General features: G+C 67.2%; 9 protein-coding genes and 5 pseudogenes. 6 read left to right on the forward strand and 8 right to left on the reverse strand.

Translation table 11 applies throughout. From position 1 onward, the window contains the following. A partial coding sequence (locus tag ACZ562_RS35490) for a ferritin-like domain-containing protein (RefSeq protein WP_471188119.1) occupies nt 1-446 on the reverse strand: 446 nt, incomplete at its 3' end. Between the two features lie 374 nt (nt 447-820). On the opposite strand from ACZ562_RS35490, the gene ACZ562_RS35495 reads away from it, so the two are divergent. From ACZ562_RS35495 to ACZ562_RS35505, 3 genes and pseudogenes are all read left to right on the forward strand, one after another. After that, the gene (locus ACZ562_RS35495) at nt 821-1,903 is read left to right on the forward strand and encodes a barstar family protein (RefSeq protein ID WP_471188121.1); all 1,083 of its coding nucleotides are present in this window, start codon (nt 821-823) and stop codon (nt 1,901-1,903) included. 59 nt (nt 1,904-1,962) lie between these two features. Further along, a pseudogene (locus ACZ562_RS35500) lies at nt 1,963-2,188 on the forward strand (helix-turn-helix domain-containing protein); the annotation flags it as partial. Between the two features lie 193 nt (nt 2,189-2,381). Continuing rightward, nucleotides 2,382-2,927, forward strand: a complete 546-nt coding sequence (locus ACZ562_RS35505) for a hypothetical protein (protein ID WP_471188262.1) — start codon at nt 2,382-2,384, stop codon at nt 2,925-2,927. Here the strand turns inward: ACZ562_RS35505 and ACZ562_RS35510 are convergent. Then, nucleotides 2,875-3,723, reverse strand: a complete 849-nt coding sequence (locus ACZ562_RS35510; protein ID WP_471188124.1) for an IS5 family transposase — start codon at nt 3,721-3,723, stop codon at nt 2,875-2,877. The two genes, ACZ562_RS35505 and ACZ562_RS35510, sit on opposite strands and share 53 nt — an antisense overlap. Before the next feature lie 459 nt (nt 3,724-4,182). Between ACZ562_RS35510 and ACZ562_RS35515 the strand changes: the two genes are divergently transcribed. Continuing rightward, a complete protein-coding gene (locus ACZ562_RS35515; protein ID WP_471188127.1) occupies nt 4,183-5,247 on the forward strand; it encodes an IS110 family RNA-guided transposase in 1,065 nt (354 codons plus the stop codon). 110 nt (nt 5,248-5,357) lie between these two features. Here ACZ562_RS35515 and ACZ562_RS35520 read toward each other — a convergent pair whose 3' ends face one another. Together ACZ562_RS35520 and ACZ562_RS35525 are read right to left on the reverse strand one after the other, a co-directional pair. Then, entirely contained in the window at nt 5,358-5,831 is a 474-nt protein-coding gene (locus ACZ562_RS35520) for a hypothetical protein (RefSeq protein WP_471188130.1), read from the reverse strand. 74 nt (nt 5,832-5,905) lie between these two features. Further along, nucleotides 5,906-6,229 (reverse strand): annotated as a pseudogene (locus ACZ562_RS35525) (NF041680 family putative transposase); the annotation flags it as partial. A gap of 940 nt (nt 6,230-7,169) precedes the next feature. On the opposite strand from ACZ562_RS35525, the gene ACZ562_RS35530 reads away from it, so the two are divergent. Further along, nucleotides 7,170-7,394: a hypothetical protein gene (locus ACZ562_RS35530; protein WP_471188270.1), complete on the forward strand. Its 225-nt coding sequence runs from the start codon at nt 7,170-7,172 to the stop codon at nt 7,392-7,394. Between the two features lie 6 nt (nt 7,395-7,400). Here the strand turns inward: ACZ562_RS35530 and ACZ562_RS35535 are convergent. The 3 genes and pseudogenes from ACZ562_RS35535 to ACZ562_RS35545 form a co-directional block, all read right to left on the reverse strand. Beyond that, nucleotides 7,401-8,032: pseudogene (locus tag ACZ562_RS35535) on the reverse strand (transposase); the annotation flags it as partial. A gap of 113 nt (nt 8,033-8,145) precedes the next feature. Further along, complete coding sequence (locus tag ACZ562_RS35540; protein ID WP_471188132.1) at nt 8,146-9,570, reverse strand: DUF6892 domain-containing protein; 1,425 nt, start codon at nt 9,568-9,570, stop codon at nt 8,146-8,148. Nucleotides 9,571-9,643: 73 nt separating this feature from the next. Continuing rightward, a pseudogene (locus ACZ562_RS35545) lies at nt 9,644-9,860 on the reverse strand (IS1380 family transposase); the annotation flags it as partial. Between the two features lie 230 nt (nt 9,861-10,090). Here ACZ562_RS35545 and ACZ562_RS35550 point away from each other — a divergent pair. Beyond that, nucleotides 10,091-10,204: pseudogene (locus ACZ562_RS35550) on the forward strand (IS5/IS1182 family transposase); the annotation flags it as partial. A 1,640-nt stretch (nt 10,205-11,844) separates the two neighbouring features. Here the strand turns inward: ACZ562_RS35550 and ACZ562_RS35555 are convergent. Continuing rightward, nucleotides 11,845-11,982 carry a hypothetical protein gene (locus tag ACZ562_RS35555; RefSeq protein ID WP_471188135.1) on the reverse strand — a complete coding sequence of 46 codons (138 nt, stop codon included), beginning with the start codon at nt 11,980-11,982 and terminating at the stop codon, nt 11,845-11,847. Between the last annotated feature and the right edge of the window lie 77 nt (nt 11,983-12,059).

Here is a 12,059-nt window from a genome sequence, read left to right on the forward strand (position 1 = left end):
AAGCGGCCGTAGATCTCGGCGTGCCGGGCCTCGTCCATGGTCTGGGTGGCGGAGAAGAACTTCGCGTCCATGTCCGGCGCCGACTCCACGATCCGCGCCGCGCACACCATGGCGCCCTGCTCCCCGTGCAGGAACTGGCTGAACTGCCAGGAGGCGTGGTGTCGGCGCAGCTCGGCCCGGTCGCGCTCGGACATCTTCGCCCAGTACCGGCTGTCGTACACGGACATGGCCTCGTCCGGCGTCCCGAGCGCGTCGCACGGATCGACCTCCAGGTCCCAGTCGATGCGCTTGGCCCCGTCCCACTGCTTGTCCTTGCCTTTCTGGTAGAGGGCGAGCAGCCGTTCGCGGCCGTCGTCGTACTCCCAGCTGAACCGGGCCGCGCCGAAGGCGGGCACCTCCCAGTGCGAGGCGCCCGGGTCGTCGGCGTACAGGTCGAAGGTCGGCATGCACGGCAGGCTCTCACACAGGGGCGCCGCATGATCACCCCAGACCTGTGCCGGGGCAGCGGGGTCCCTGGGGCTTCGCCAGGAAGCACCGGAGTTGTGGCCAAAGGCTGATCTCCGGTGGGGAGTCCCTGCGGCCGTCGGTCGCTTGCAGGAGTGTCCGGTGCACCGACCACCGCATCGGCGCGGCCAGATGAACGTGTAGCGGCGCGGCAGCAAAGCGCCGCTGAGATTGATCTTGTACGAGCTCCTGGAGGGCGCCCCGCCCTTCACGCACCCTTGTATGCGGGTGGCCAATGACCGCACGGCCTTCAGTCATCGCGGCCGGAGGAAGAAATGCTTTCGCCGTTGGGACTTGGTCCCGGCATGATCTGACCGTGCACGAGGACAAGGACCATCGCAGGCGAACGCGGTACACGCTGTCTGAGACGGAACACGGGCAGGCCTGGGGCGTTTGTGCCGAGGTGGAAGGGCTGTTCGGTGAACCCCAGCGCGGGACCTATGAGCTGTTCGGCTGGGTTCCACAAGCAGAAGTGAGCGGCTGGGTCGCCAACCGAGTGTGGCTGGTGCCGGATGACGATCCACTCGAACATTGGCTGTTGCAGGACGCGGAGAGCCTGGGCCAGGTCCTTGGGACAGACAGTCTCGTACTGACTGGTCTGGACGACTACGAAGGTCCACCTGAGGGACACAGGGGGCGCGTTCGGGTGCACGACGGGCGCCGCTGGCTGGGCTCCTGCCGGGAATTCACCCGCATCCTGCCGCTCAAACAGTCGGCGCCCCCGCTCGTCTTGCGGGGGCTTGCCCAGGGAGATCAGCTGCGGGCGGCACTGTTGAAGGGCACCCGGCGGGCGCTGGACCTGGAGCAAGCCGCTCTGGAGATACGGGACGACCAGGGCGAGCCGCTCACCGAACGCCTGTTGTGGGGCAGAGTCAGCGCCTGGCGCCCATCCTCCTACGGGACGGATCTGATCGACCTGGAGCTCGACGGAGCGTTCTTCACGCCCGTTCCGCAATACGTGCAGTCCATCTGGGAGCGATGGCTCGCTGGTCCACCGGACAACCAGGGTGCCTGGGCCGACCTCGACACCCGGCGCCGCTGGGCATGGCTCGACCTCGTCCGGGAGCGGGCCTGCCGACGCACCCACCGTGACCCGTCGCCTGGTCACGCCTATGAACTGGACGGTCAGCACATCACCGACGAACCGGGCCTCTACCTGGCGCTCGGCGAGGCCGTGAACGGGCCGGGTGGCTACTTCGGCGGCTGCCTCGCAGCCCTTGACGACTGCCTAGGCGGGACCTTCGGCTACACCGCACCCGCAACCCTGATCTGGCGGAACGCCGCGACCGCACACGCACACCTGTCCCACACTCTGACACCGGACGGCGAGCCCTACGACCTCTTCGCCGAGGTCCTCGAGGTCTTGGCCGAGGGTGGCATGCACGTCACCCTGGTGTGAGTAGCGGGTCGGTCGCGAGACAGTTGCCACGACGGTTCCGCACTATTGCGCGCCGTGTCATTGTCGGAGATGTCGTACGGTCCGCGGGTGTTGAGCAGCAGAAGCTGCAACAGATCGTGCGCCGCGGCAGCACCAACTCGGTGCGCTACCGGCGCGCGATGATGCTGCTGGCTCGGCCGGCGGGAACCGGGTGCCGGTGATCGCCCAGCTGGTCCAGGCCGAAAGGACACCGCCCGGGATGTGATCCACCGGTTTGACGAGATCGGCCTGGCCTGCCTGGACCCTAATTCGTTGGTAGCGGCACCGGCGCGGCTTCTTGGAGCACTGCCGGACTGTTCGAGTACGGGACTGTGACGCCTTCCTGGACCCAGGCTGATTGAGAAGCCGTATCTCAACCGAACTGGATCGTGTGATTCCTGCTGGTCAGGCATGGGTTCGCTCGGAGTGAGGGAAGCATGCGGCGTCTTGTGTCCGCTTGATGGTCGAGGGGTGCGCGGTGGCGTCGGTGCTGGGAATGTTGGAGGAGCGGGAGGCGGCTGCCCGGTTCCGGGTGGAAGGGCTGCGGGAGGAAGTCGCGCGGCTGGCTGGGGTGTTGGAGGCCGCGGAGATCGAGCTGGACCGGCGGGTGATCGCGCGGGAGGAGCTGGTCGAGGCCCTGGCTGTCTCTGCGGCTGAGTCCACTGCCGTGACCGGGGCCGGGGCGGAGCGGGAACACGTGTCCTCTCCTGTGCCGGGCTCGACGGTGCCGCCCTGGCGGGACGGGTTGCCGGTGACGGTGCTGGCGCCGGACTATCAGCGGCTTCTGGGTGTGCTGGGGGAGGGGCGATCAGCGGGCAGAGGGCCTCTGAAGGCCAGGGAGATCGCGGTGGAGCTGGGCTTGGAGACAACGCCGGCGAAGGTCGAGTGGCTGCGCTCGAAGGCCAGGCGTCTGGCGGAGCGCGGGTGGCTGGTGCAGGAGTCGTCAGGGACGTTCAGCGCTGTCCGGCGGTCCGTGGCCTTGCCAGACGCCGGCCCATCCGCGTGATCATCGACCATCGGATCGTCGCTTCGCTGGTAGCGGGCAGAGTTTCGTAATCCCTCGCCAGGCGGCGGGAGTTCATCAGCCATGCGAATGTGCGCTCTGCCACCCAGCGCCTGGGCAGCACCACGAATCCCTTCATGTCGTCGGTGCGCTTGACGATCTGCAGGGTGAGGGCGAGTTTCTGCCGGCACCAGTCGACGAGGTCGCCGGTGTAGCCGCCGTCGGCCCAGACGAGGGTGATGTCGCGGTGCAGGCGGCGCAGCCGGGTCAGCAGTCCCGCGGCGGCGTCCCGGTCGCCGATGTTCGCGGCGGTGACCGCGACGACCAGGAGCAGGCCGAGGCAGTCGGTCACGATGTGCCGCTTGCGGCCCGGCACCTTCTTCCCGCCGTCGTAGCCGCGTGAGGCGGCCGGCACCGTCGCGGCGGCCCGTACCGACTGCGCGTCGATGATTCCGGCCGTGGGCTCGGCCTCACGGCCCTCGCGCTCACGCACCCGACCGCGTAGCCGGTCATGGAACTCGGTGGTCAGCCCGTGCTCGCGCCAGCGGCGGAAGAAGGCGTAAACACGGCCCCAATCGGGGAAGTCTGCGGGCATCGCTCGCCAGGAGATCCCGCCCGCGACCAGATACCGGACCGCGTCCAACATCTGACGGTGGCAGTAGCCCTCGGGCTGTCCGCCCCGCCCCTGAAGCCAGGCCGGCACCGGCAGCAACGGCCGGATGGCCGCCCACTCCGCGTCCGTCATGTCCGACGGATAGCGGCGGACCCGGTCCGGATGATCGGCCGCATTCCCGTACACGTGCGCGAGGCAATCACACGATCGGGAGCCGAAGTTGAGAACAGCGGGCGTAAGCGCGTACAACTGCGACAACAGGGCCTCCTGGTACTGCTCGGTTCGGTTCGCACCTCCGAGCTACCAAGGGGCCCTGCCTTCATGCGCCGACCGCCAGAAGATCACCCCGGCGAGAAACCTGTTCGACCTGCACGTTCCATGATCGGTTGAGATACGGCTTCTATAGGAGCTTCTGTGAGGATTGATCATGGCACCGCTCGGCGCCTGACCCACCGAATGACTGACGCCTCGGCTGTCCTTTTCTGGAACCGTCGGCCAGCCGGGCGGTGCCGTCATGCACGCGGCCGGTCGGGCATCTGTGACCTCATAGGAGCCCGGCCAAAGGTCCCACCACAGTCTTGTCCAGCCGCCCGGCCGGCCCGTGCGATCCCTCGCGCATCGCACGGAAGGACAGCAGGACCCAGCATGTCAGACCAGATCTCGGTGGTCGGCGGCGTGGACACCCACACCGACTTCCACCAGGCCGCAGTGATCGACTCCATCGGCCGCCACCTCGCCACAGCGGCATTCCCCACCACCCCCGACGGATACCGCCGCTTGCTGGAGTGGCTGCGTACGCACGGAGAGGTCCTGGCCGTCGGCGTCGAAGGGACCGGCGCCTACGGCTCCGAACTGGCCAGGTTCCTGCGGGCGAACGAGGTCACCGTCGTGGACGTGGACCGGCCCGATCGCAAGGCCCGGCGGGCCAACGGCAAGTCCGACCCCGTCGATGCCTACGCAGCCGCGACCGCCGTCCTGTCCGGCCGCGCGAGCGGCCGGCCGAAGACCCGCGACGGCATCGTCGAGGCCATCCGGTCCCTACGCGTGGTCCGCCGCTCGGCCATCAAGTCCCGCACCCAGACGATCAACCAGATCCGCACCCTCATCGTCTCCGCCCCCGCCGAAGTACGTGAACGCCTGCGCGGTTTGCCCACCTACCAGCTGATCGCGCAGCTTGCCCGCTCCCGCCCCGGCATCGACCTCGCCGACCCGACCTGCGCGGTCCGGACCGCGCTGCGGCGTCTTGCCCGTCGGTATCAGCACCTCACCGAGGAGATAGTCGAGGCCGATGCCGAGCTCGAACCCCTGGTCGCGCAGGCCGCCCCCGGTCTGGTCGAGTTGGTCGGTATCGGCACCGAGACGGCCGCCCAGCTCCTGATCACGGCCGGCGACAATCCCGACCGGCTGAAGTCCGAAGCCTCCTTCGCCCACCTCTGCGGAGCATCACCGATCTCCGCCAGCTCGGGGCGGACCAACCGGCACCGCCTCAACCGCGGAGGAGACCGCCAGGCCAATCATGCACTCCACACGATCGCCCTCGTGCGGATGCGCTACGACCCTCGCACACGGCTCTACGTCGCGCGGCGCACGGCCGAAGGCATGTCAAAGAAGGACATCTTCCGCTGCCTCAAACGCTTCATCGCGCGCGACGTCTACAAGTATCTGACCAGCACGAACATCCCACAGAACCAACTCCTACAGACCGCTTGACGATCTATAGGAGCTTCCAGCTCGGACCCAAGCTTGGAAGGTAGGACAAGCTCAGCTTGCCGTTTAACCTCGGCGAGCGGGTTGCCTGTGCGTGAGGAGGACTTGTTGGTCTATGAGTTGTCGGGGCAGTCAGCCTCGGTCCAGGTCGCGACGAGATCACGGCAGACGATGGTGAATGAGCCGTTCCAGAACGCGATCTCGTGACTGCAACCGTTCTGGTGGGGCAGAACCTCGTCGAGGATTACTGTCCCGACGGTCGACCAGTCGTTGTCCCCGATGCTTCCGCCATCGAAGCTGGAGACCCCTGTGTAGCTGATGACAAGGTCTTCGTCGTGCTTCCAGCAGTTGTGCCTGAACTCGATCTCCATCTGCTGGTCATCAGCTCCGAGACCGCGGATGTGCTGGACCTCCAGGTCCTTCACACACCGCTTGCTGGAGAAGTCGTAGTGTTCTGGGGCAGTCGCGAAGCCCCGGGCCCCGACCGGCAGATCGTCAGCCAGCGAGGGCAGATGGTCCAGGTATCGAGCCGGGGATATGACGCCTGACAGGTTGCCGACCTGTGCGTCCAGGTTGATGTACTCCATCGTCCTTCATCCCTCCTCGCGGCTCAGCTGGCCGACGAATCGTCGCACGATCTCCATGCTGCCGGCCCGGAGATTCACGCTGCTGCACTCGGTTCTGAGCTGCGTCGGGGTTTGGCGCCGACCTTGTGGTGTGCGGGTCGCGTATAGAACTCGCCAGCGGCGAGGACGCGTCCGACGTCGTACCGGGTGGCGGGCTGTCGGTTCTTCGACCCGGGCGGCCTGCCGGGTCCGGGGCGGGTCGGTGTCGGTGCACCGGCTGGGGTGCCGGTCTTTGCACGCATGTTCCTGAACCCGCGACGGACCCGGGCAGGGGTGAGTCTGTTCGGTTCCGCCGGCCGCTCCCACGGCCGGCGCAGATCCCGCGTGAGCGGGCGGGCGAGGCGGAGCTGAGCGTGCGCACAGCTCGAACAGGGCGTCGCTCCGCGCGGTCAGGCACGCGTATAACTCCGACCGGAACTCCGCCACCACCGTGAACGCGTCTCGTTGAACCTCATTCTCGACCAGTCCCACGATCCCGGCCTCCGTGCTGCGTTGTCACTCAGCACAGGATCGGCCCGCGACCCCTCACACATCTGGTGAACTGGGGAAACACCGAACAAGTTCGAGCCCCGTTCGACGGCGGACCTTAAACGGCAAGCTCAGCGGCGGGATGTGCCGCAGGTGCCGGATCGTCGTCGCCGAGACCGAGGTCGACACCGCCCGGATCGCGATGAAGGACGGTGACCAGCTGTGGTTCGCCCGCCCGCACGCTGCCGCACTGGCCGTCGGACGCCTCATCTCCGGCAGCGCAGCGCTCCAAGGCCGCTTCGCCCTCAAACGCCGCCAAGCCTGCGCCCGCGCTACCTCCGCACGCCGACTGTCCGAGCACCTCCTTGACCCCGCCCAGCTGGAACTCTTCCCTGCCCCGCCCCGGGACTGGACCCGCCTGGACACCACCAGGCAGCCCACCCCCCCCGACGGCAGACAGCCTGGTCGCCGACTTCACCGCATCCATGCGCGGCCGCGGCTGGAACACCGACTTCTTCCGCGGCAGCATCAGAACCCTGCGCATCATCACGGGACACCTCGGTGCCGACCTTCCCGTCCACGAGAGCGACATCCGGGCCCTGGCCTCCACGAGAGCCGACATCCAAGGCGCCCGAGTCATCAACTACCTACGCCTACGCCTCCCGCTCGTCGCCCAATCGCCCAGCGACCCGTGCATCGCACGCGCCCGGCACCACGCCACCGCCATCAGCCACCCGCCTTCTCCACAGCGGTGCACACCTTCATCGACGTACTCCTCGGCCAGGGCAGCACCACCAGCCGAGCCCGCAGCCCCAAACGGTCGAGAACTACGTGGCCGCCATCCTGGACACCCTCGAAGCATGGACCGCCGACGGGCTCACCGACCCCCGCGAGATCACCAAGAAGCACATCGAAGACGTCCTGGAACCACTCTGCGGCGACCAAGCCCGCCGCCTGCACACCTCACTGCGCTCCTTCTTCAGTGCCGTTTCTCAATCTCCGGTATGGACCTTTGAGCGGGTCTGGGCTGGGGTGTGTCCGGGCCAACGGGGATGATCTCCTCAGGCGGGTGGTTTCGATGTGGTCGGCGGCGGTGTTGCTGCCCGCGTTACCCGGTCGCAGCAGGCAAGCGACCGGCTCACCTGTGCCCTCGCGGCCGTGGTCGACGAACCCGAACAGCGGATGATGCCGAAGGTCTCCTTCCAGGTCGCGGTGGCGTCCTGCTTCTCGGAGTGGGCCAGGACCAGCACGTGGTCGACGTCCACGATCACGTTGTCGCCCGCGTCCGGGGCCGCTTTGCGGGCCAACCGCCAGACACGGTCGCGGGTTTCGGCCCGTGCACGCCGGATCGCCGAAAGCGCACGCGGCCCGGTGCCGGCCAATGTATCGATTAGGCGGGAGACGGTCGGGTCGGAGGCCAATGGGCGGAATACGCCCGGCTCTGCCCGAAGCATCGCAACGTCGGCCAGACAGTCCCCGCCCAGCGCGACCGTGAGCGCCACATCCAGCAGGATCTTGCCAGGATCGTGCACCGCACGGTGCTTGCGCCACGGCAACAGCACCTCTGATAGCGCCTTATCCAGTCCGGTCCGGCGGATGGTCTCAAACAGCAGCACGGCCCCGGCCTGGGACACCACGGTCCGACCGTTGCCCTCGACGCCGACAGGTCGGTACGACTCGAAGCGCTTCTTCACCTGGAAAGTGCTCGCGACCGGCAGGACCTGCGACGACCCCTACCGTCGCAGGTCAGGAGCACTCTCGCTTATTTGATCAGGCCTCGGACAGGTTGCCTTGCGACAGCGCGAGGTCAGTCTTCGATGTGGATGTTGACTTCTCGCCCGTGGAGGGGGGTCAGATCCACATCTTCGTTGATCATGTAGTCGATTTTCAGCGTGCGCAGGTTGGGCAGGTGGGCGACATCCTCGAAGGAGTGGATGTTGAACCAGTCCTCCTCACCGCCCCACCACGGGTCGAGCTGGTGGTAGATCCGGTCGGACGGTGCCACCCACAGGGTGGTGACATGTTGCAGCTCTTCTGCGGTGAGCGGTAGTTCGGCGAAGTACCGCAGCACTTCGGGAATGGGTCCGTCCTCCCCGCTGGGATCGAGGATCTCCCGTTCGGGCCAGCTTTGGGCGAAGGCTCTCACGTCGAAGGCGGGTGACAGCACGTCCTGCTCATACATCAACTCATTGATGACGGCCAACTTGAAATTGAGGTCGCGGAAAGGGACACCGCTGTCTGCCGGTGCGGTCGTTCGGGCCGGGGGGCGGTGGCTCTCGGTCAGAGCCCTGGCCAGTTCGGTCATCGTCGGCGTCGTCCGGGCCAAGTCGACCAGCATCTGGGGGATCAGCCGCCGGGCCGGAGCGCGACGCAACGTTCCGATCAGGTCCAGCCCACCGTCCTCGAACTCGAGCAGTGAGTCCCGTACAAACATGTCCAGTTGGGCATCGGACCAGTGCGTCGCCCGGGGCCGCACTTGCTCGCAGAGGTCGCCGAGGCTGACGCAGCTTTTCCTCAGCAGTAGTTCTCCAAAGGTGGAGGCGGAGCGGTCCTGTATGTTCCCCCTCACCACGGCGGTGTCGATCAGGCGCGCCAGAACCACCGGTGGCCGTGGGTGGTGAAGTTCAGCGAGACGGACGAAGTGGTCCAGGTCGGTGGCAGTGGACACCAGTTGGGGCAGCATGTCGATGATCGAGGCAAGTGACTCCTCATCCCGACCGGCATGGTTGACCGCCACACGGACGAGGGCGTCTGTGTGCCGGGTTCGCTCACGTGCGCTGTCGTCTGTTTCGGGCCGGGCGTCCGTCGCGGTGGCCAGGGTGCCCAGCAGGTCGACGATCCCGGTGAGATGTGGGCGCAGCAAGGGAGCGTAAGAGCCGCGTTCCGGGTCGTTGAGCATCGTCGCAATCAGCCGTGCGAAAGAGGCGGATTCCCCGGGATCATTGAGGTTGTATCCGCACAGCATGTCCACCATGGCGCCGTACCAGGAAGCGGCAGAATCCGGTGTCCTGCGCACTGCCGTGCGCCAGGCACGGTTCAAGGCGTGATGAAGTGAAGCCGCCTTACGCGGCGGCGGTTCGGCGGCAGCGGCATCCAGGCTGGCCAGGAGGGCCGGCAGGCACGCGTTGCCGAACCGCTCGACTGTTTCGCCCAGCTGGCGGGCACTGTTCAGCCGCACCGCAGGGTCGCGGTCACGGAGCCGGTCGCTCAGCATCTCGATCACAGATTGCATGACGTGGACAGTACGGCAGTGCACCGGCATCACCACCGGATGGAGGAGCGTCCGCCTACCCGCGACCATGGGCTCCGCAGGGCATCGCTAGCACCACATCCAGCAGGAATCTTGCCGTGATCGTGCACCGCCCGCAGCTTGCACCACGGTGCCAGGGCCTACGATATCGCCTGATCCAGCCCTGACTTGCGGATGGTCTCCACCAACAGCACAGCCCCGGCCTCACCGACCATCCCAGGGCCGCCACCCTCCACGAGGAGAAGCGGGTAGGAACCGATACGCCTCTTCACCTGGGAAGTCCCTCTCACCGGTACGGGGACAAGGACCTCAACAGTCCTCATTCTCACTGGTCAGAGGCGCTCTCTGCTTACGCGATCAGCAGTCGGACAGGTCACTTCGTGAAAGCGCGAGGTTAAGAACCCGCGCCGATTGGGGCGTTGGGGACCCCCGGTTAGGAGGATCGGTGTGGCGGTCTCGGTGATCATGGAGTTGCGACGCTGTGTGATCATCGAGGAGACCCGTGCCCGTCCTGCCGTCATGGCTGGCCGAACCGCTGTGGGAGCAGTTCGCTGCGCTGTTGCCCGAGCGGCCGGCCTACGACCCGACTCATCCTCTGGGCTGCCACCGCCGGCGGGCATGGACCACCCACCGCTGGCACACCCGGCCCCACCGCCGCCCCTGAACCGCGAATTCGGCACGCCCCAGCCGCCAGCCTCAACCGGCAGACATCCAGGGCATGTCGGGCTGGCCCCCGGTCAGCAACCCACCAGCACCGCCACCTCCCAGCCGAACCCACCACCAGTCGGCCGTCCGGGGTGACCGCTACTGCGTGGACCGGTGCCGGGAACACCATCTCCGGCCCGAACTGCTGGCCCGAGTGCAGATCCCACACCCGCATCTCCCCCTCAGTATCCCCAGAAACGGCAATCGGTCGGCCGCCGCTCGCGCCGACTGCGACCGCAACCACCCTGCCCTCGTGGCCGGTGAAGCGTGGACCCACAGGCTCGCCTGTAGCCAGATCCCACACCTGCGTGGCCCCATCCGGATAGCCGGTGACGGCTACCTCACGGCCATCCACCACCCCACAGCCACCCCATCCAGCCCGTCGCCGCTTCCAGTGACAGCAATGGGTTGACCACCCACGACACCTACCGCCACGACCTCCACCTGCCTGGCCCTGGTACGCAGGCAGGAGGACGGCGGGAGGGTGGTTGCGGGCCGCTGCGCTGGTGTGGGGGTGCGTTGGCAGGCTGCGCGCACGACTGACCATGCCAGACGGCGCGAACGTCCCGCCCGGATCGGGCAGTTCAGGGGGCTCATGGCACGAAGCGTCCACTTTCGACCGCCACCCGATCACCCTTTCGTGTGCTTTTCGTTGATTTCATAAAGGTGTCGAGGTAGAGGGCCGAAAACGCCAACGGAGACAGCCAATGAGATTGGGGGGCCAATGCCGAAGAACTCTCCGTCGGGGGACGGGGCTCCGGTGGCTGAACGCCCGTACTTTGAACTGTGCGTGGGGAGCCTCCGCGTGACGCTCCAGCGTCCGTTGAGGCCGCCGGTCGCGCTGCTCACCGCTGTGTCGATGGTCGGTGGAGCGATCGGAGGGAGTGCATGGATCGGTCGTTAGAGCCAGTTCGGTTGGTCGTTCACACGGTCGGGAACGGCCCAGAGCAGTCCTGATCGTGGTCGGCCCTATCACGGCTGTGATCGGTAGGGGAGGGCTCATCCCTGACTGATATGCCGCAAGGTGCCCAACTCCTCCCAGAGCCAGGCCCTCTACGCAGCCGCAGCCGCCAAGGCCCTTGAGGAGGCTACCGATGTCGGGCGCGGCGGGCAGTTGCTGCGTCTGCAGGGGGCGAACGGCGGCGCCAGGCCACCCCAGTGGCTAGACGAACTACAGGAACGTCAACGTGCTCGTGGAGTCGACGATCACCGCAAGCCCGCGGCTCACATCCCGCGGCCGACGCGCCGGGTTCGCCAAGGTCACGCGGGCCCCATGGGCTGAACTGCACGGCTGCACAAGACTATTCATCGGAAATCAGGGCCGCGGCCACGCCTTGAGCCCTGGAACGATGTCTGGGACTGGTCGCAGCGCTGGCTGGCCGGCAGCCGCTGAGACTGCCGGCGTGCCCGTACCTGTGGGCGCGTGGGCACCTTCGCCATACGCCGACACCGGTCGGTGGTGCGGTCCTGTGGTCGGTGGGTGTGCGGTCCTGTGGTCGGGGCTGTGGTTCGGTGTTGGTGTCTGCAGTTGCGGGGGTGTTGGGCGGGTGCTTACAGGAGCGCGTGGAGGTGGTCGAGGAGGTAGCGGACGAGGCCGGTGATGATGGCGCCGAGCGCGATGCCGGGCAGGTCCGGGTGCTGGCGGTGGGTGGTGTGGAGCGTGCGGGTGCGGGTGCGGGTGCGGGGCATGGTGGTGTCCTGACTGTGTGTCGGGTAGAGGTAGCCGGGCCCGGCGTGTGTCCACCATGCGGGCGTGTCGGCGGTCC

This window comes from Streptomyces sp. NPDC040410, assembly GCF_055595715.1.

Coding starts and splice junctions, on each gene's coding strand:
- ACZ562_RS35555 (WP_471188135.1), bottom strand. CDS start 11,982: ATGCCCCGCACCCGCACCCGCACCCGCACGCTCCACACCACCCACCGC.
- ACZ562_RS35505 (WP_471188262.1), top strand. CDS start 2,382: ATGGTCGAGGGGTGCGCGGTGGCGTCGGTGCTGGGAATGTTGGAGGAG.
- ACZ562_RS35540 (WP_471188132.1), bottom strand. CDS start 9,570: ATGCAATCTGTGATCGAGATGCTGAGCGACCGGCTCCGTGACCGCGAC.
- ACZ562_RS35515 (WP_471188127.1), top strand. CDS start 4,183: ATGTCAGACCAGATCTCGGTGGTCGGCGGCGTGGACACCCACACCGAC.
- ACZ562_RS35520 (WP_471188130.1), bottom strand. CDS start 5,831: ATGGAGTACATCAACCTGGACGCACAGGTCGGCAACCTGTCAGGCGTC.